Origin of the sequence: Methanospirillum lacunae, from assembly GCF_003173355.1 — an archaeon.
GTDB lineage: Archaea > Halobacteriota > Methanomicrobia > Methanomicrobiales > Methanospirillaceae > Methanospirillum > Methanospirillum lacunae.
Genome location: NZ_QGMY01000004.1, coordinates 43,632 through 65,802, shown reverse-complemented (window position 1 = coordinate 65,802; position 22,171 = coordinate 43,632). Strand labels below are relative to the sequence as shown.

General features: G+C 36.7%; 10 protein-coding genes and 1 pseudogene. 5 read left to right on the top strand and 6 right to left on the bottom strand.

The genetic code is table 11. The features are described from left to right. Window positions 1-29: 29 nt before the first annotated feature. From DK846_RS05695 to DK846_RS17430, 3 genes are all read right to left on the bottom strand, one after another. Window positions 30-1,670, bottom strand: a complete 1,641-nt coding sequence (locus DK846_RS05695) for a PAS domain-containing sensor histidine kinase (protein WP_181391643.1) — start codon at window positions 1,668-1,670, stop codon at window positions 30-32. A 790-nt stretch (window positions 1,671-2,460) separates the two neighbouring features. Next, window positions 2,461-4,347: a methyl-accepting chemotaxis protein gene (locus DK846_RS05690; RefSeq protein WP_109967974.1), complete on the bottom strand. Its 1,887-nt coding sequence runs from the start codon at window positions 4,345-4,347 to the stop codon at window positions 2,461-2,463. A gap of 421 nt (window positions 4,348-4,768) precedes the next feature. Further along, on the bottom strand, window positions 4,769-5,020 hold the full coding sequence (locus DK846_RS17430; RefSeq protein WP_146201144.1) for a hypothetical protein: 252 nt from the start codon (window positions 5,018-5,020) through the stop codon (window positions 4,769-4,771). A gap of 771 nt (window positions 5,021-5,791) precedes the next feature. Here DK846_RS17430 and DK846_RS05675 point away from each other — a divergent pair. Both DK846_RS05675 and DK846_RS05670 read left to right on the top strand, forming a co-directional pair. Next, entirely contained in the window at window positions 5,792-7,057 is a 1,266-nt protein-coding gene (locus DK846_RS05675) for a COG1361 S-layer family protein (RefSeq protein ID WP_181391642.1), read from the top strand. Window positions 7,058-7,075: 18 nt separating this feature from the next. Next, entirely contained in the window at window positions 7,076-9,337 is a 2,262-nt protein-coding gene (locus DK846_RS05670) for an efflux RND transporter permease subunit (RefSeq protein ID WP_245926481.1), read from the top strand. Window positions 9,338-9,703: 366 nt separating this feature from the next. Here the strand turns inward: DK846_RS05670 and DK846_RS05665 are convergent, their stop codons facing one another. Next, entirely contained in the window at window positions 9,704-10,522 is an 819-nt protein-coding gene (locus DK846_RS05665) for a TrmB family transcriptional regulator (protein WP_109967970.1), read from the bottom strand. A 371-nt stretch (window positions 10,523-10,893) separates the two neighbouring features. On the opposite strand from DK846_RS05665, the pseudogene DK846_RS05660 reads away from it, so the two are divergent. The 3 genes and pseudogenes from DK846_RS05660 to DK846_RS05650 all read left to right on the top strand — a co-directional run bounded on the left by DK846_RS05660 (window position 10,894) and on the right by DK846_RS05650 (window position 18,113). Further along, window positions 10,894-12,319, top strand: a pseudogene (locus DK846_RS05660) (IS1634 family transposase). 786 nt (window positions 12,320-13,105) lie between these two features. Beyond that, complete coding sequence (locus DK846_RS05655; RefSeq protein ID WP_181391641.1) at window positions 13,106-15,238, top strand: methyl-accepting chemotaxis protein; 2,133 nt, start codon at window positions 13,106-13,108, stop codon at window positions 15,236-15,238. Between the two features lie 274 nt (window positions 15,239-15,512). Next, complete coding sequence (locus tag DK846_RS05650; RefSeq protein WP_146201143.1) at window positions 15,513-18,113, top strand: response regulator; 2,601 nt, start codon at window positions 15,513-15,515, stop codon at window positions 18,111-18,113. A gap of 119 nt (window positions 18,114-18,232) precedes the next feature. On the opposite strand, the gene DK846_RS05645 is transcribed toward DK846_RS05650, so the two are convergent. Further along, entirely contained in the window at window positions 18,233-19,645 is a 1,413-nt protein-coding gene (locus DK846_RS05645; RefSeq protein WP_109967967.1) for a hypothetical protein, read from the bottom strand. Window positions 19,646-19,938: 293 nt separating this feature from the next. After that, window positions 19,939-22,152: an efflux RND transporter permease subunit gene (locus DK846_RS05640; RefSeq protein ID WP_109967966.1), complete on the bottom strand. Its 2,214-nt coding sequence runs from the start codon at window positions 22,150-22,152 to the stop codon at window positions 19,939-19,941. Between the last annotated feature and the right edge of the window lie 19 nt (window positions 22,153-22,171).

Sequence of the window (22,171 nt, the reverse complement as noted above, 5' to 3'; positions counted from 1 at the left end):
AAGATTTATATTTAAGCTTTTCATAAAATTCAATTTCTCTGTAACGATCTGCGGATGATGGGATAGATTTTCGTATTTGTTAATAATTTGCATAACGATGGCTGTTCAATATGATTAAGCGGCAATGTTATTGTGAAAGTTGCCCCGGTCCCAATTCCCTTACTTGTTCCAATAATACTCCCCCCATGCATGGTTACAATCTGTTTTACTATAGAAAGGCCAAGCCCTTTTGAACAAGGATTATTTCTGGCTGTATCTCCGATGACGAATTCATCCCACATCGTTTCAAGAAGATGAGGAGTTATTCCAATTCCGGAATCTGAAATCGAAATACTGATTTTTCCCATATGGACTTCACCCAGAATTGAAATTGATCCCCGGAAAATGTTATTGGACACAGCATTTGAGATTAGATTTCTAAAAATTAAAGGCCCCAAATTTTTTGATAGAGAAATTGATATATCAGGAGGAAGGGAGATATCAATATTCAATTCTTTCTCTTTAATCAAGAATGAGTTAACCTTAAACGCATCATCGATGAGATATTCAATATCAAATATCCCATAATCATCAATACTGGTCAACTGATTCAGGGTTGCATATTGAACAATGGTGTTGACCATATTCTGAAGGTTTTCAATACTACAACTAAATAATTTTAATAGTTCTTTGGAGTCCGGGTCCTTTATTCCATCAATTATTAAAGGCAACATGGCAATAACCGGAGTTAAGGGAGTTCTGAGGTCATGTGCCAATTGTCTAATAAAGAACTCTTTTTGGCTCACCAGTTGCTCAACTTGGAGATTTTTGTCTTTTATTATCTTTGACATCTCCGTGATATTTTCAATATGATTCATTACTTCCTGTTCGAGGAGAACATTTGCACTTTCCAGATTCTTTAAAACTTGCCGCAATTCATGTAATTTTTCGGTCACCTTTTCAATAGTTTGCAGAAAAGATTCTTCCTGATACTTTTTTATTGATATATCCCGGGATATTTGGATATTTCCTAAAATTTCCCCACTAGTTATTTGTATAGGTGTCCTGGATATTGCATAGATCTTCCGTGTGATATCATCATGAACTTCTTCATTATCTCTCGAATCAATTGAAACGGGTGTATCTTTTGAAGAAAACTGCTGAAGGGTATTTTCCGTTACAGAAGAACAACAATACTGTACAAAATTATCTTCAGGCGATTGCATAATTCGGTCAGATAGTGATTTATTGACAAATATAACCTTATTGTCAGGAGAAATTATTGAAACGTAATCCTTAATCGAATCAAATGCCTGTTTAAAAAGATTTCGTTCATCTCGGAGTTCCAGATATGCATTTTTGTGTTCGGTTAGATCAATAAGTACAACATCCAGCCACATATCACAGGCATTAGTGCAAACATTTCCCCTTTCAATAAACGTGTGAACAGTCCCATCTGCATGATGAAACCCGTATTCAAGTGAGTATGTCTTTTTTGTCCAGATGGCATGGCGTATTACTAATTCTCGTTTAGAGAGATCAGTTTTTAGAATATATCGATCAAAACCTCCTGGTTTTTCTAAATTATCGGGAGAATATCCAGATATATTTACGATCTCTGATGAAGAGAGAAAGATTTGCGATGGGAATGTTGCCGTAAATCTACACGATGCAATTGTTAAATGACTCATAGAAATAGGCTCCATATCCAATATTGAATGCAAAATGGAAAGTAAAGTGATTTACTGTGACTCTCAACGGGGGCCATACGTTTTTCATTCAATTGATACAGTCAGATGACATTTTGTTAAATTATTCAATGAGGCGAATTTTAATCAAATTAAAATTATTGCCAGAAATAAATTCAGGTATAACCCGATATCATTCTAATTACCTGGTAATTATGGATTCAATGATTCTCATGAATATAGAAATGAAGCCGAGGGATAAAAAGTGATTTCTACTGGCGCCCATAATACCATTCAGATCCCAAGTAAGAATAATGGTGAATACTGCTCAAATGATTAAATATCAAAAAGAACCAGAGATTACGTTTTGTGAATTTACTGAAATATCTATCTTTTTATTAGTTCTGAATCAGTAAAAACCGAAGAATCCCCGATACTAAATTTTTATGAGTTTGTCGCGGGTAATGCGAATTATATTTAAAACTTTGTCAAAATACTTATCAAAAGGAAATTTTCGTAGGTAAGGTGTTGGATATGGTTCAATATATGATACAGAAATAGCAGATAGTACCGTTTATACTGCCCTCCTCAAACTCCACTAAAAAATTATCTAAAACAAAGACTATATCGATGATATAACCTGCGTACAGGTTTTTTCAAATAATACAATTATTTAGTTTTAATACCAGTGAATTATACGTTCAAAACATTACTCTTTAAGCCAAAAAAAAAGAATTTTTATCATCCTTCACATTACTATCCAGATGAAAATATTCAGCGTATTCACATTCCTTCACACAGTGAATTTAGACATCTCAGAAGAAACTGCTTCGACGCTCTGTGAAACATCCTGTATTGCCTGCACGATTTGAGCAAGGGCAGCTGATGCTTCTTCTGTGGCTGCAGAAGAATCCACAGCCTGGCGGACTGTGTTATTAAGCAAGGTAGCAACTTCATTTACACTGGCTGTAATCTCTTCAACTGAGGCGGCTTGTTCTTCGGTAACTGAGGCCATATTTGTAACCTTTTGTGAAATTTCCTCAATTGACTGTGCAATACTTGTAAATGCAGTGATGGTCTCAGACAGGGATGCATTTCCTTCCTGAACATTTGTAACTGAGCTCTTCACTGCTACGGCGGCCTTCTGTGATTTTGTCTGAAGATTACTAATCATTTCAGAAATACTTTCTGCAGATTGGCGTGACTCCTGTGCAAGTGATTTCACTTCAGCTGCGACAACGGCAAAACCACGACCGGCTTCTCCGGCACGAGCAGCCTCTATTGCCGCATTCAATGCCAGGAGATTAGTCTGATTTGCAATATCTGATATCAACTTAACAATTTTTCCGATCTCAGCCATTTGCTCCCTGATATCGTTAACGATAGCATCAACTTCTTCAGATGTCCGGGTGATCCCATCCATGGCCTGTTCAGTATTTTTAGCTAGTTGAATTCCGAGTTTACTTCTATCATCTGCTACACTCGCAAGTTTTGCTACCGATTCACTATCCATCGCCATGTTTGAGACCGTGATAGAGAGATCCTCCATTGCACGAAGAACCTGTCTGACACCTTCTTCACCATGTTCAGTGGTCTCACTTAATGCATTCGAGGATTGAGCAAGGAGATTTGTTCCTGCAGACACTTCCTCCACACTGGCATTTACCTCTTCAGCTCCTGAAGCAATATCAATAAGTTTTTCCTGGAAAACCTTGAACGGAGTCGTAATGATTGATAATATCTGATTAATACCTTTGGATATTTCCAAAAAATCCCCAGAGTATCGCTTCTCATCGGTCCGGGAGGTCAGATCGCCAGCCTGCGCCGTCTGAATCACTTGTAAAATGTCAGATATTGCAAGCTTTTGATCAGTGAGGTCGTAATACACTGATAATACATGAGTAACTTTGCCGGAGGTATCAGTGAGAGGAATGTTGTGACGCTCTAACGTCTTGACACCAGTAGAGAATTCAAAAACTGCCTCTCCCTCACTTGGTTTGCCGTATTTAAATGTATCTGAAACACTTGTTCCACTTTCTTTCAGGTATTTAAAATCCCTTATTGTAATATGACCAATATCTTGAGCATTAAACCCCATGAGTTTTAATGCCACATTGTTCATGGCTGTAACTTTGAGATCAGGTTCCCAAACAATCATGGGATATGGATTTTCAGTTATAATTGTGTTAGATCTATTTTTAAGAATCTCAATTTCATTTAATTCGTGTTTGAGTTCGGTCACATCATTGTATACAGAAATAATAACCTTTATATTTCCATTGTCATCAAGAACCGGTATTGTATGTCTAATCCATGTAAAGACGCCGGTTGGAAACTGAAATGTAGCTTCACCTGTTTTTCTTTTCCGATCTCGAATGGTTTCCTGGATACCTTCACCTTTCCGATCCAGATAGACAAAATCTGTTAATTTTAGGGATAGTGATTTTTCTTTTGTGTATCCAGTTGAGGTAATAAATGCATCATTTGCATCAATCACCTTGAGATCGGTATTCCAGATCAGGATAGGATTCGGATTAAACCGAAGAACAGATTCATATCTATTTTTCTCCTGTTTCAGGATAGTTATCTCATTATTGAGTGACTCAACCTTCTCTTTCAGATGGGTGATATCTGAATTCGAATCATGGGGTGCAGATATGTGCGGAGAGTCAGAATTCATATATACCTAATGTCATGACCATATAAAAAAGGATATCTACTGGCGCCAGCTTTTTCCGAGAGGTGTATTACGGCCATGTAATTTGATGATAATGTATTTTATCACCGATAACCAAGAGATATTTATTCGAACCAATTCCCTCACAAAAAAATGAAAGGGGCTATGATCTACATCGTAAGACAGAATTCATCAGTACCCCAATATTAACGTTTTTTCTGATCCCTGATAGGTTTTAAGGTACCCCTTCCCTTAATCCGCTGGGAATAAATATCTCAAATTCTAGCACCATCCCCCTCCCTCCCGGTTTCATTGATAGAAAGACCAGTAATATCTAATATTTCTCTGGTGAGAAAGAGACCCAGGCAGATATTATGTCCAACTCCTTTTCTGAATATCCGATCTTTCTTGTCCTGACCAATGCCTATTCCATTATCCTCAATAATCCAAACTTTAAAATCTCCTTTTTGAACCAATAACTGGATATCAGTATCACATTCTGTCCATAAATGAGATATTTATCAATAAGATTATAGATCAACCCATCAAGGAAGGGATCAGCAAACACCCTGAAATACTCAAAATCTGTATTAACCGCTACGTTTCCCAATTGATATTTTTTGTTGAAATTGTGAAAACAGCCATTGTATTTTGCCATATCGGCTCTATTACCCATATATCCTGATAATAACGGGTAAATTTAATCAGTTTTTTTATGAGCAAGGCAATTTGATAAGATTTTTTAATAAATCTGTTAAGATGTCCAAGATCATTCTCATCTTCTGCATAACTGAGATACCTTATAACTGCAGTCAGACTATTCAAAATATCATGCCTAGTAATCGAGGAGAGAAGATGTAATTTCTTATTCACACTTTCAATTTTTACCCGCATTATTCCATCGACTCATATAAAAGATGAGTTTTTTAAATAGTCTCGAATATACATAATTCTTGAAAAATATGTTTTTACTTTTCAACTGAACTGAATTTACTAATATTCAACCATAAAGTGTTATATTCAACTCCTCTTTGTAGCAAACTATTTACTTAACAGACCAAGATTATAGTTGTAAAAAAAATGACAACCATATTATAGAGACACAACAAATCTAGGATCTTAACATCGGCTGTGTAATTCAGACAAAAGCCAATGATACAAGGTTTGCAGCAGTACTTGAATCTGACAGTACAAAATAAATGTAAAGGTATCAGAGATACGCTCTTAGGTTATTGGATATCAGATTTTTAACGTCTGTTTGAAAGTTAGCAAACAAATTATCTCTTAAAAGGAAAATCGAATACAAGTGGCATTTCAACCGTAAAAGTGGAAAAAGGATATGAAATTCGAATTAAAGAAAAATAATTCAAAAGAACAGAATAGCAAACAAGGAGATTTAAACCTAAATACTATGAGTATACCTCACATATACCAGAGGTTACTTATATTGACCGTAAGTCTGGCAATTTGTTGCATTGTTATCTCTCCTGTATCAGCTGGCACTAAATACCAGACAGGTTCTCCAAATCTGTCTGTATCCATATCAGGAAGTAATGAGTTTACTGCAGGAAATACAGAACCAATTGCACTAAAAATTCAAAATACCGGTCTCAACACAATGAAGATGGTGCAGTCAGGGATTGTCGACAGGGATGACACTCCAAATACTGCAAAGATGGTTACGGTGTCACTAGAGGCAGGCGATGCACCGATAGTGATAAAATCTGATCCACAGATGATCGGTGATGTCACAGCTTCAGCAAGTATCCCAGTATCATTTACTGTCCTTGTAAAAGATGATGCTAAGGCAGGAACATATGAACTTCCGGTAACGCTATCATACACTTACCTGGCAGAGGCTGATCAACAGGGTACTGATTCTGTCTCATATCGATATAATAAGAAAGAAATCAATCTAAACATCCCTTTCACAGTAAAACCGTCAATTACACTTGATATTGCAGATGTTCAGACAGAATCACTTAATGCAGGAGGATCGGGATTCGTTACACTCACTCTTAAGAATTCTGGAAATGATTCAGGATTCAATGCGGTTGCAAAACTTCTGAGAAAAGATAACTCACCTGTTGTTCCAGTTGACAGCACGATCTACATAGGTAAAATCGAACCAGGAACAGAATCTACTGCTAAATTTAAAGTTTCTGTATCAAAGGATGCAGAAGCTCAAAGTTATCCACTCAGTGTCAGAGTCGATTACAAGAATAGTGATGGAGAAAATCTATCAACACAGGTAAAAGACTTCGGAGTCCAGGTCGGATCAAAAGTCAGTTTTAGTGTCACAAGCGCTCCGGCAACGATCAATGTAGGTCAGAAAAAGGTTATTGAAGTACAGTACAAAAACGATGGATCATCTCCTGCATACAGTACAGAAGCCAGAATAAGTGCAGTAGATCCATTCACCAGCAATGATGACCTGGCATACCTTGGTGATTTGAAACCAGGAGAATCTGGAGTTGCAAAGTTTGAGGTTAGTGCCTCATCAGATGCCACAGTTAAGACATATGGACTTGATTCTGAAGTCAGGTATCGCGATGCTCTTGATAACAGCCAGATATCAGATACAATCAAGGTTCCGGTAACCGTTGAATCTACTCAGGGAATGGGGCCATTGCCAGGAGTAATAGTCGTGTTGCTCATTCTCGGTGGTGGATATTACCTGTATTCAAAGCGGCGTTCTGGCAATCCTGTCTAATCCAACAAGGAGAAAGACATGTTATCATTTTTTCCGTCAATATCAACGATTTTTTCAAATATCGCTGATGTCGTAATAAACCGAACCAGTCTGGTTCTAAAGATATCCCTCATCCTGATGGCCATCTCGATATTTGGTATGATGTCCATATCGATGGCAACAGGAAACGATACCTACCAGGATAAAAATTCAGAAAGCAGTGTCATTTCAAACCATTATTCTGATACATTCTCACAAGAATCTATTATTATCCTGGTAGAATGTGACGATCCTACCAGCCCTGAAGTGCTGAAATATATTGATTCTATTAAAAGTCCTTTAAAAAATCTACAGTACATATCGTCAGTATCAAGTATTGCTGATCTTCTCAAAGAGGCAAATGGAGGAGTAATTCCTTTATCTGATGCTGAAGTTACTGAGGCAGAGAATTCTATCTCATCATCAGTTCTCAAACGCTATGTTCCATCCAACCTCATGACAATGGTGATGATAGGACTACAGCCAGGTCTTGCAGATTCAAAAAAGAACGCTGCGATCAGCAATGTCAAATCTTTCGTTTCCAGTACTGATATTCCCCCGGGAGTTCACGTATCAGTGACAGGAAGTGCGGCTTTCAGCATGGAGATGGGGGCTGCTATGGGTCAGTCTATGATGACACTCATAATGGCAGCATTGGTTTTAATGGTGATAGTACTTGGAATCCTCTTCTCATACGTAAGTCACAGATTTTTACCGGTTGTGATGGTAGCTGTTGGTCTGCTCTTGACGTTTGGTATCGTAGGATTAGCAGGAGTTCAGATCAGTATGGCTGCAATATCAGCCTTTCCTGTTCTTATAGGACTGGGGATAGATTATGCAATTCAATTCCATTCACGTCTGGAAGAGGAAGCAAGATCGAATCCCCTCTCTATTGCTGTTAAAAAAACCATTGTTAAAACCGGACCGGCGGTTATGTACGCCATGCTAGCAACAGCCATCGGTTTCTTTGCAATGTTTGTCTCTTCAGTTCCTATGATCAGAGGATTCGGGCTGATTAGTATCGTTGGAGTGATCACCTGTTATGTGACCTCGCTGATCGGTATTCCTACAGTTGCATTATACTTGAATTACAAGGCGAAAGGGGCGGGAAAGTCTAAGCAATCAGAATATATTGACAAAGGACTTTCAAAAATTGCTGTAACTATGGCTAAAAATCCCGTGAGTGTTCTCCTCGTCGTTCTTTTTGTAGCATTTGTAGGCATCCAGCTTGACTCACAAATTAATGTCAACACAAATGAGAACTCATTTGTCCCGTCAGATATGCCTGCAAAGGTAACAATGAATAAAGTATCAAGGACGATGGGATCTACAGATTCGGCAGCAATTTATGTCGCAGGGTCTGGTGTTACATCACTTGAGACAATTCGTTGGATGAAGGAGTTTACTGACTTTGAAAAGAAGGCACATTCACAGATCAACAGTGCAACAAGTATCGCAGATTATTTAGTTTCTCCAGCAACAGGGGAATTACCACAGACACAGTTTGAGCTTGATGCAGCTTTGGAAAAAGTTCCGGAAGATGTCAAAAAGCAGTATATTAACGGTAACAACGAAGGGGTTATCCAAATAGGGACTATAAAACTAGAATCTGGTCCTAAAAAGAGTTTAAAAACACAAATTGAATCAGATCTAACTTTAATCACGCCACCTCCGGGAATCACTGCCCGCCTGACAGGTAGCTTTGCGATGTTTACTGACCTCATTGACAATATCGTAGATAGTAAAGAGACTATGACTTATCTCGGGTTTATTCTCGTTGTATTATTCCTGGGAATTGTGTACCGTAATGTGAATGCAATAACTCCGATTGTCCCGATTATTGCAATAGTTGGGTGGAACGCAGTTGCAATGTATGTGATGGGCATAGAATACAACCCGATGACTGCCTGTTTAGGTTCAATGACGATAGGGGTTGCTGCTGAGTATACTATCCTCGTGATGGAAAGATACATTGAAGAGAAGGAAAAGACCGATAACGTAATTGAAGCGATAAAACACAGTGTTCAAAAGATTGGATCTGCAATTATGGTATCAGGTTTCGCAACATTCTTTGGTTTTTCAGCCCTTACACTCTCAAGTTTCCCAATCATCAGCAACTTTGGACTTACCACTATTATTGCGGTATTCTTCTCGCTTATAGGAGCAATAGTAGTAATGCCGGCTGTCCTTTCGCTTGTGGACAGAATAAGTAAGAATATAAAAAATGTTGATCAAGAGTTACATAAAACTCATGTGATATGATGAAAATAATTTACAAGTAAAGAGAAATCAATTTGATCGTTTGGCATTATGATAACAGAAATAAAGTCAAAAAGCGTATCTGTCTTAAAAGAGACTCAAAAAATTAATGATTTCACAATCGGGGTTAATTATACTTAAAATATTGTCGACTTAAAATTTTACAATAGAAAAGTATATGGATTGTATTATTTGGATTTGATATCCCTTTTTTTTTTATGATCCATTTAGAACCAAGGATTTCTATCAGAATAGGTCTTTCTTCCTGTATTTAAAGAGAGATCAAAAGAAATTATCAAAAAAAAGTAATCTATCTTTTAGAAACTGTATAAACCCAACATTATGAGGCCAACCACTGTAAGTAGAAATTTAGGTTTTCAGTATTCCCTTTCTATCTATAACGAATCCAGAGATAAATTCAATTCTTTCGATAGCAATATAGATCATGTAGTCTATAGTTGAATGCAACCCTGTAAGTTTATTCATCCGTATTGGAGGTACCGCAAGAGTTTCCTTATTATCAATAATAATCTCAAATAGATTATTTAGTTCCATAAAATTAGGATTTTTCTCTTTTTTGGTAGAACCTGGAGGAAAATGTTTGAGGCTTGATGAATTAATATAGGTTATTGATGCACCCCAGTTACCATATTTTTCTTCAAGTTCTTGAGGTAAATTGGGATTATCTGAAATGATAAAAAGTGTCATTGAGGCTGAAATATCTAAATTTTCAAACAGAGGAATATATCGTTCCCCCATTAAACATATAATATAATCCTCAGCAGAATTTAACATATCCCGAATTTTATGTCTTATATTTCTCTCACCAAAGACTGTCCAGATAGCATCATTTTCTTCTTTAGTCTTCTGAGTTTTGATAAGATATTCCAATTCATCTTGTGCAATATCTTTTGCCTGTGAAAAATCTTTACTTAAAATCTCTAATGCAACATTTGGTGATACAGCAGTATATACTGATGGTTTATAAGAGTTTTTTACAACTAAACCTCGTTCTTCAAGCTTTTGAAGAGAATCATATACACTTGGTTTAGATATTAGGACAAAATCTATCAGTTCTTTTGCCCCGACAGAATTTAGATACAATAATGCAGCATATACTTTAGCATCTAAATTTGGAAGTCCAAGATGGTTTAGAGCATTTATTAATCGTTCTTTTATGATCTCCATAGATATATCAAAACTCAATTATTTGTTTAGTCGTTACTACCAATATGTACTTAAGAGTATAAGTGTCTCATGATTTAGGAGTATTTTTTCCTTATTAAAACTTTAACTGAAATTCACCAATTATTTTAAAAATCGCATTCTATTTTCAATTCAATATGTGGTATTGATCTGTATATAATGATTGAATTATAAGAATTTAAAATTCACAAAAAAATGAGAATAAATCCTGATAAAAGATGCCATTAGATTAAATTTTGAGAATAATACTCATTAAACACCCTCTTAAAAAAACAAACAAATATGGAGTGTGTAACCTAACTTGCCACTAACAAGATATAAATGCGTCCTTAGTGATGTTTGAATCGGCTAAAATGCAAACAAAACTTAGAACAAATGAAGTTAAGTCAAATGAAAATATATCCTTTCCTATTGGTACCATTTTCCTTGTTGATAAGTTGTATGAAGCCCTTAATTTTTGCGATATTTTCGAGAAACACAAGACGAGGGGTATTGACATCAATAATCTGCTTCGAGCCCTCATCAGCTACAAATTGACGGATAACTTCATCATCAAGAGATTTCACGACTGGATCAACCGACCTGAAGTACTTACTGAATTTTCTCTCCCTAATTTCAGCGAAAGAACTCTTTATCGTGTCCTTGAAATCCTTGGTGCTAATCGGGAAAAAATCATCTCTGATGTCCTGGATGTTCTATTTTTGAGATATGAATTTGAGCACACTAACATTAACATGGACTGGACCAGTTTTGTCCTACATGGCAATGAGGCCCATCTTGGAAAGTATGGATACAGCCGGGATCACCGGCCAGATAAAAAACAGATTACTGTTGACGTTACAGAACTTTCAGACCCAACAAATTTCCCAATTGGAATTACAATCGAACCTGGCAATCTCAATGATCAGACCCACTTCAAAAAACGTATAAGCAGTCAAGCAACCGGCTGAGAGAAGGATCTTTAGTAATATTCGATAAAGGAGTAAACAGTGTTATAAATACCCAAATGATCCATGCAGATAATCTCCAATATATCACAGGGAAGAAACTCAACAAGAGCGATGACAAGATAATTGCCAAATTTGAAACATATAATCATCAGGTTATTGATAAAGAATCAGGGATTTGCGGAATTAAAATAGAGAAGCCGAACAGCACAAACGATCTCTACTTCTCAAAAAAACTGCAAAAAGAGCAGTTGGAATCCAGAGCCAGAAAAGTCGTTCGAGAGATAAGAGAAGCAAAGGCCATTCAGGAGAGTATTGATAAGAATAAGGCTCTTCCAAAACGATTCAGGATAAACAATCTTCTTGTAGATGTGGACTACTCCATCCAGACAAAACTTATTGAACTCTCCGAAGATGATGCCGTCATTTTCTTTAAAGAGAAGTTCATCACAGGGAGAGAAGGATTCTTATGCCTAAAATCGAGTAAGAATTTGACACTTTCTGAAGCACTTCTGACTTATCGAAGAAAGGACTCTATTGAGAAGATATTCAATTCTCTCAAAAACGAGATCGAGATCAAACCATTGCGTGTATGGACCGATAACAGTATTTACAGGGCTTTAATCATTGGATTTATTGCAAAACTATTTGTCTCTCTTATCCGATTTGAGATCCCGGATCTGAAGCATATATCAACAAAATTCATCAAAACGGCTTTATCGAATTTGACAGTTACGGTTGATTCGTGGATGAAGAAGACAAAAAGTTCATTCACTCCAAGTTTGATGCCATCAATACGATTATTTTGGACCATAATTGGGTGGTAACATGAAGATTTGAGGGAAAAATCTTCATCTGTCAAATACACTCTCTCGAGGAAATTTGGAAAAAAAAAAGATCAAGATAGTGGATGAGCATATTGAATATCGGAAGTAAAAGTGGCAAAGTTGGGTTAAAGAGTAATATGCAGATATATCATTCCTTTCTATCAGACTGTTTGTAATGATCAATTTTTTGTCAAAAGTAATGTCTTTTTTATTGGGTTAATCAGTTCGAATCTCTCATTCTGATTTTTACTTCTTTTAAAAAAGCAGATAAAGTAAATCCATCTTTCCTTTTATAAGAAAGATTCATCAGAATTTGATGTAGACAATAATTTTAATTTACTTATATGACCATCCCGCTTGAAAGCAAACCTGACATAATTGATGATATATTATGGAGATCTGCCTTCATTAGTGCTTCTATATTATAACAAGATGTTGTTCACCAGTTTTTACGCTCTTCCCAATATTTAACCGATTTTATTAAATATGGCAAAAATTAGATCAACGCATCCATCAATTGCCATAATTTCTCTGTTCTATGCGATCAAGATTATGCAAATGCATATATACAGAATCGGAGGAAATTATTTGTATGCATAAAAATATAAATATAATTTGACACATGAAATTGATTTTGGCACACATCGTTAGAATAAATAATCTTCAAATTTTTTGATAGAAACCGACCGTATGAGTGGGAAACATTGATTAATCCAGTTTCGATAGTTTTGTAAAAATACACTATGACAAGCACGGATGGAATCGATATGAAAAACTCTGGAAAATATAATATGGGATTTATAAACAGATGGCGATCTCTTCCAGTACGGAAAAAAGTTATTTTATTGATCTCGATTGTAATAATCCTTGTTTTATTTTATAGTGCTTTCTTTTACATTAGTTTAGGACTTTTAAAGGTCAATGGACCGGTATATGATAAGATAATCAGTGGTAAAGACCTCATTGCAGATATTCTTCCACCTCCCGAGTATATCGTTGAACCTTATCAGATCTCACTCGAATTGCTTGATGAAAGAGATCCACTACAGATTCAAACTGGTATTGACACACTTGGACGTTTAGAAAAAGATTATAATACCCGACATCAATACTGGTCCCAGGTCCTCCCTCCCGGGATAATCAGGGAAAAAATGATAAATGATTCATATATACCGGCATCTCAATTCTGGAATATTCTACATTCTGACTTTCTCCCGGCAATCCAATCAGCAGACTATGAAACTGCTAAAAAAGTCGCATATGGAGATCTCAAATCGAATTATCAAAAACACCGGGCAGTAATTGATGAGATAGTAATCCTATCAAACAAGCAAAATCTTCAGATCGAAGAGATGGCAAGGTCAGAAGAGAGAAATGCGTATCTAATAATTTTAGTAACATCAGGAATATTATTTGCATTTCTTCTGACAGTTGGGTTAATCTTCTTAAGGATTTTTAAACCTCTGGAAGAGACGACAATGATGCTCAGAGAAATGAGAAAAGGACATCTTTCTATGCGACTCAATGCAAACCGGTTTGATGAAATAGGTGAGATCGGAAAAGCATTAAATGAATTTGCTGATGACCTTCAAAACACAATATATGGCCTTAATCAAATAGCACTTGGAAATCTCTCTTCCTCTTTTATCCCTAAGGATGAAAAAGACGAAATTACTCCGGCAATAATAACTATTCAATCATCCTTGAAAATTCTTCTCAACGAAATTCATACTCTTACAACAGCAGCAGTGCATGGAAAATTAAATGCTTCCGCTGATACATCCACAGTATGTGGAGATTATAAAACAATTCTTGAAGGAATTAATCAGACTCTTGAAGCATTCATGATTCCGGTCAAAGAATCAATTCGGCTTTGTGAATTGTATGCAGACGGGCACTTTGAAACCGAAATGAACACAGAAATTAAATATCCCGGTGATTTTGAAAAATTCCGTGAATCAATAAACAAAATTGGTGTTGAAATTTCATCATCAATTCAGGTTATCCTAAATCAGATGGATGATCTTTCTTCATATGCAGAGTATGCTCATAAAGGAATAGAAGATGTAAAACATGGTGCTGAAATAATTACCGCCAATGCTGATAATACACGAAATAATGCCGAACATAGTAATATTGGCGTTTCTCAGGTCGTAACCTCAATGGAAGATCAATTAAAAAAAGTTATGACAGTTACGCAAAATGTCGATGCTATTGCCAGGAAAACATCTGACGTATATGAGTCAGCACTGAGTGGAAATGAAGCTGCTCACCATGCAGAACGTATGATGAATCTCATAAAAGAAAGTTCGAAAGACAGTTTTACCCACATGGAAGATATGGACCGGCAGATCGCAGATATTCATCAGATATCAACAATTATTACTACAATATCAGATCAGATAAACCTCCTGGCATTAAATGCAGCTATAGAAGCGGCCAGGGCAGGAGAGAGTGGAGTTGGATTTGCTGTCGTTTCACAGGAGATTAAGTTATTGGCTGAACAGACAGGATCATTTGCTGAAAAAATCGGAGATACTATTAACAGGATAAGCCAGAGTAGTTCAATTGTGTCAAAATCAATACAAAGCGTAGATAAAACGATACAAGATGGACAAACAGCACTCAATACAATATTTGAATACTTCTCTCAGTTAACAACATCAATAGATGATATCAATCAAAAAATGTTGCTTATTTCAGATGTGACACAAGATCAGGCTACATCATTTAAAGAAATAATGTCTACAATAAATGATCTTAACATTTTAATAAAACAAACATCAAAAGATGCATTGATCTCGGCTTCCACAGCTGAAGAAGCTCTTGCTATGGTTGGCCAATTGACAAATATTATTAAGCAAGTAGAAATCGCAGTCAATACCATCCACATCAATGTTAAAAAATTTTCTATCAAATACTAAATATCGTAAATCATCACATACCTGTTAATTCATTTTTGAATTTAAAAGACCAAAAAAAGTGATTGTCATTTATAACCATCTCAAATCATTATGCCACTTCGAAAATATGGCTTTCTGGAATTTCAGATTCTGAAATGCCTAATATCAAATAAATTACATTGGTACAGCAAGTGATCAGATATTTCCGGCAATTCATTCAATGAATTCTTTGTAAATACAATATCATAATGTTATAATTACTCTTTCTTCGTTTAAAAGATATATTGCGAAATACGTGAAAGATTATGACTTTGCAAAACACAATCTATATCGTAGGCCATTTGGAGTAGTGATGATACGAATATTATATGTCGATGATTCACGGGAAATATTAGATATTGGAAAAACATTACTTGAAATAAATCCCAATTTCAGAGTCGATACCACAATATCTGGTACCGATGCCTTGGCACTCCTGAAACAAAAAACATATCATGCCATCATCTCCGATTATTTCATGCCGGATAAAGATGGAATAACATTCTTAAAACAGGTTCGAGAATATAATAAAACAATTCCTTTTATAATATTTACGGGGAGAGGAGACGAATCAATAGTAATTGAAGCTTTAAATAATGGGGCTGATTTTTATCTGAAAAAAGGTCAAGAAGTCAGAACACTGTTTACAGAAATATCTCAAATCATACAAATATTAATATCAAAAACTGAGTCTAAAGAAAAACTCACTAGTAGCGAAGAAAAATTTCGAATTCTATCAGAATCCACCCATGCTGCCATACTGATTTACCAAGACGACAGGTGGATCTATGCAAATCCTGCCGCTGAAAAAATAACTGAATACTCAGTTGATGAACTAAAATTAATGAAATATTGGGAGATATTCCATCCGGATTATCAGAACCAAATACGAGAAACCGGGAAAGCCAGGCAACTAGGTGATGAGATAGCACCTAAAAGCACTGAAATCAAAATAATTACTAAAAGTGGCAAAGAACACTGGATTGACTATGTGGCAAATACAATATCAATAGAAGATAAAATCGGAGGATTAATAACTGGAATAGATGTTTCCGAGAGAAAAGAGAGTGAATTCAATCTTGCACAAAGCGAAGAAAAATATCGCTCAATATTTGAAAACCTAATTGATATTTATTATTATACAGATATCAATGGGACAATTCGGAATATTTCTCCATCATGTAAAAAAATTTTAGGATTCTTTCCGGATGAATTAATAGGGCGATCTTCATTGGAATTATATCCAAATAATAAACAACGTGATGATTTTATTAATTCCCTTTGGGCTGATAAAATAGTCAAAAACTTAGAAATAGAACTTCTTAATTCATTAGGGTCTCCTGTTCCTGTCTCAATAAGCGGTCATATTATATACGGCTCAACTGGACTGCCCATTGGAGTTGAAGGAACAATCAGGGATATTTCAGATAGAAAGCAGATAGAAGATGCTCTTACAAAAAGTAAGAGAGAATACCATTCTCTTTTTGAACACATGCTTGATGGATATGCGTATTGTCAGATAATATACGACGAAAAGGGCTATCCTAAAGATTGGAGATATCTTGATGTAAATGACTCATTTGAGAGGCTTACCGGCCTTACAAATACTACCGGAAAACTTGTATCAGAAATTCTTCCTGGAATTAATGAACAAATGCCAGAACTCTTTGAAATATTAAATAAGGTTTGTGCATCCGGGAATCCTGGTATTTTTGAAGTTGAATTTAAAAAATACCACATTTGGCTTCACTTCTCAATATATCAACCTGAACCTGATTATTTTATTACAATTCTTGAAAATATTACTAAAAGAAAACAAGATGAGACAACATTGCAGCATCTTGTCGCCCAATATAAGACGATATTAGTGAATGTCCCATCAATGATCTGGTATAAAGATACAGATCATGCATTTATTAAAATAAATCCTACCGCTGCTAAAGTATTTGGAAAAACACCTGCTGAAATCGAGGGGAAACGATTCGAAGAAATATTCCCAGATAAAAAAGATATTTACAGAGCAGATGATATTGAAATAATTCAGACTGGTAAACCTAAACTTGGTTTAAAAGAACAACTGATAACAGCTCAAGGCGAGCACATTTGGGTGCAAAGTGATAAAGTTCCACTCAAAGATGAATCAGGTATTATCTTTGGAATTCTGGTCGTTAGCACAGATATAACTGAAAGAATAAAAACAAAAGAGGCGATAATATTAGCAAATAAAAAACTCAACCTTCTCGCAAATATTACCCGCCATGACATTGTAAATCAGTTACAGGGGTTATTTCTTGCTCTTGATTTATTGAAAACTGAAGATTTATCAGTAACAACACAGGAAAATATTACCCGGATAAATTTCTTTACAAAAAATATTGAAAGACAGATTGCATTTACACGGGACTATCAGGACATTGGTCTCAAATCTCCTATCTGGCAGGATCTACAGGCAATAATCCAGACAGTAATCAGCTCATTTGAATGGTCTTACATTTCCATTGAAGTAGATATTGATAACATTGAGATATTTGCAGATCCTTTACTTGAGAAAGTATTTCATAATCTAATTGAGAATTCAATAAAATACGGTGAAAAGATTACCCAAATCCACATCTATGATACAAAAGGACCAGAAGAATATTGTATCATCTGTAGCGATGACGGGATAGGTATACCAGCAAAATATAAAAAAGGCATATTTAAACGGGAATACTACAGACACACCGGGTTTGGTCTGAATCTTTCTAAAGAGATATTAGAAATTACCGGGATCACTATCAAAGAAACCGGAGAAGAAGGAATCGGTGCACGATTTGAAATAACTGTTCCGAAAGGTAACTTTCGGTATGTTAATTAACAGTTTTCGGTTTCCAGAAATCCCCCATACCGGTCAAAGGGATGTAAACAGATTTAATCAAAATGAAATGAGATCACCAAGTTAAGAATATCTGAACTCAGATCAACAAAAAAAATAGATCAGGGGGTAATTTTTATTGCCTGATCATACAGAATCTCACTCCATGCAGGACTGACACCAGTTTCGGGTTCCACATATGTCCTGAATCCAACGAAACATGTATCATTAGCTTCAATTCCATTAGCACCGACCCCGAAAGGAATAACTATAGTTTTGTAATCAGGATCCTCTGATCGAGATATTTTGGCAACATATAGGTATTTTGCATTTGGATTTCCAGGCAGGAATTTTTCGGCTGTTCCAGCATAATCCACGTTAGAATAGCCATTTATTCCGTTAAGAGCCTTTCCACCATAAACTCCAAAGTTCGAATATGTTGCTTTGCCGGAAGCTGCATGATTTACACCAAATACTATGATCGATTCACCTGGCTTATCACCAAGGACTGTGCTTGTGGTATTAAGATAGACAGTATCCCTGATATCTGCAAGTGCATCAACTCCCCTCTGAATAGCATCATATCCTTCGAAAATCCAAACCTGTGTGGTCAGATTCTCAACATGATCCTCACCATATTGAGAGACAATCGCTTCTCGAAGTTTCTGCAGATCATCATTTAAATCCAGTTCCTGAGTGGTCCCAGTTCCACGTGGAATCAATTTCGGTACTGCGTAATAATCTGTTTGCCCTTCTGTTTCCGGAGTGAGACGGTATACCAGTCCTGGTGAGGAGTTAATATATTCATTTCCTTCAGTCTGGTTCTTGAATAATGCCATCCGGTTAAGTGTGGAGAATGTGTCTGAATATGCATCTAACCCAAAGTTCACAAGTTCTTTAGGAATAACCAATGTGTGGATTATGCCGTCCGGATACCCTGCCTTAAGAAGAGCAGTTTTTGCCTTCTGTTCAGTATTTTTATCTGCAGTGAAAATTATTATGATCGGCTGTGAAAACACGTTTGACTGATAAGCCGGTTCACTTTTTAATCTAGAAAGGCTTATTGAGTCACCAAGGCTTGCAAATATCCTGTGATCAGTTTTGATCTCTGGAGAATATCTTAACGCAATATAACCAATGTAACTAAAATATACGCATTCGGGCGGTGTAGTCCCTACATATACAAAGGCTTCATCAGATCTCATGCGGTAATCCAGCCATAGGCCAGCGTTCGCAGGATTAATCGGGGCATCAGATATCGTATTATTTACCATCTGCCCTGGTGCTTTTGGTACCTTAAATTGCATATAAGGACTGGTTGGATTATTTGCATAACATGAAGGAGTAATTCCAGCATTATATAATCCAATTGGATTGGTTGTCTGCATTATTCCTTCTCCAACCAGAAAACCCTGATCCTGAAAGGCTTTTACAGTAGTAGTATTATCTACTCCGGCAACGTCTCCAAAACCTGATGTACTTAATAGAACAACCAGGATTATCGATAGTCCAAAAATCCAGAAGAAACTCTTCATAAAAAAGAATCATAGAATCTTCCAGATAATATATCTTGTGAATTGATATTGCCATCTGTTTCCGTGTTTCTCCAGGAGAAGAGAGGTTACAGAGAGAAATAATTCAGGAGATTTAAAATGTCCAATCCAAAATCGTAATTTGATTTTTTTATACCAGATATGCATTTTTTGTTCACTGATCAAGGAATTATGGATATTGAAACAATTTAGAATTAAATTGGTCAATTAAAAGAAATAAAGAATTCATGGGCATTATTTCTCTTTGGAAACGTGATCAAAAAATAGGATGAGGATTATTCAAAGTGATCCTCTATCCTTCCAAGGACTGCCAAAATCGCCGGCATAATAATAATCGCCCCAATGAGTGAGAATATCACTGCTATCACTGTCATTACACCGAAATTCGAAATAATTGGAAATGATGAGAGCAGGAGAGCAGAAAATCCAAAGGCAGTTACAAGCCCGGACACTGTTATCGATGCTCCGATTTTTTGTACACTATTTGAAATCGCTTCAATAAGATCAGGAGTTGTTTTTCTCTCTTCAAGATACCGTTCCATCATCAGGATGGTGTACTCAGATGATACTCCAATAGTAATTGCACCAAGAGAAGCAGTAATAAAGGTATAATCTATGGAGAATACCCACATTACCACAGCATTCCAACCGACAACACAGATGATCGGTACCATTGGTGCAATAGATACAAAATGGCGGTACGCAATAATCAGGAAAAGAAGAATCATCAGGAATGCAAAATTTGTCATCAGAGGTTTGAACTTGACAATATCATTCAGGGTTATGGCATTCAGTTCAAACATTCCACTTGTCCTGGCAGAAATGCCAGGTGGTGGTTGAGCCCAACCTACATTATCAAGTATGACCTGCCTGAGATCGCTCATCTGTTGAGCTTTCAAAGAAACAGTCTGAAACTCCATCAAGCCGATAATCTTTTCAGAGAGATATTTCTTCTTTTCACTTTCAGGAATTGATGACAAAGCTTCATCTAGTTCAGACAAAGAATCCGGGAGTTTTCCACCGTTGTATTCCTTGACCAGAGTCGCAATACTTGTATACCCGATAATTTCATCAGGATACACAGATGTAATAAAAACACCATATCGCTCCATCCACTGAAGAGACTCAAGGGATGTCAGATCAGATCCTGTAAGAACCAGTTCTACCGGAGTCTGGGAACCCAGAAGATTTGTAACTTTATCCATCACCACCTTTGCAGGCATGTCTGCTGGAACCATTGAATCTTCAGTGGTATCTATCGGGATCTGATTGTCTATTACCATCCCGATTCCGGCTATTACGAGAACCAGAACAAGGATAAGAAAAGGAGCTCTGGCAACTTTGCCTGCAACACCGGAGAGTATCTGATTGTACTTCTCAAACGGATCAAGTCTTCCACTGACTGGAAGATCCTTGGGCTGATAATTTATGAGAATTGCAAGAGCTGGAAATCCAAAGAGAGTCGCTCCATATGCACAGAGAATACCAATTATTGCAGTTAACGTAAAACCGGTCAAAATTGGAAGCGGAGTGATGAACAAAACAACAAACCCGAGCATTGTGGCAACCATTGCATACAGAACTGCAGACCCGGTATTACAAATGGTCGTTCTTACCGCATCCTCCAAAGAAGAGACACGTAGTTCATCATTGAGTCGTGCCTGGAACTGAACAGCATAATCGATACCAAGTCCAAGAAGAATGGGAAACCCACCAATTGCACCGATGTTGATTGGAACCCGGAATGCACCCAATATTCCAAAGAGATAAACAAGCCCGACCATCACAAAGGCAAGAGGTAGAAGGCGGTACCTGACAGATCCAAAGAGAATAAATAGGCCGATAAACATCAGAGTAAATGCACCGAGAATCAGTACAAAGATCTGCTTTGTCATCTCGGTCATCATCTGCTGATCAAAAGCATCACTTCCACTGATCTCTATGGTAACACCGGGAGGAAGATGTGCTTCATCAATTACTGCCTGGATTGGGTCAAGAAGTGACTGAGTGTCACCCTTTGTGACAACTGTTCCCAGGGTATGCAGAGAGTCAGGAATGATCTCTTTTTGTTGGGATTTTGAAAGACGGGAAAAAGCCTCTTCTATCTCATCATTTGTTGCAGGAATGGATCCCTGATTTGCAAGGAGAATAGCATCAGAAACCGTTTGAACATCTTCCACCCCCGGTATCCGGAGTAGTTCCTTTTTGAGAATACCAAGATCCAAAATCAGAGCGTGGTCAAGAGGCTTTGGGGCTGAAATATACAAAACAACATCTTTTTCAAGGGCAAATTTATCGGTATAGATGGTATACCATCTCATCGATGGATCATCATGGCTCAGGTAGATGGATGCACCGGATTCCATGGAGAGATTTCCAATAACGATGAGAGCGGCAAGAAATAAAAGAGCCATAACAAGGAGTATTTCTGCAGGTCTCTTGATCACTAGATCAGCTACTCCACAGTAAAATGAATTAAGCAGGGTCATGGCCCATTCCTCTCTGAGG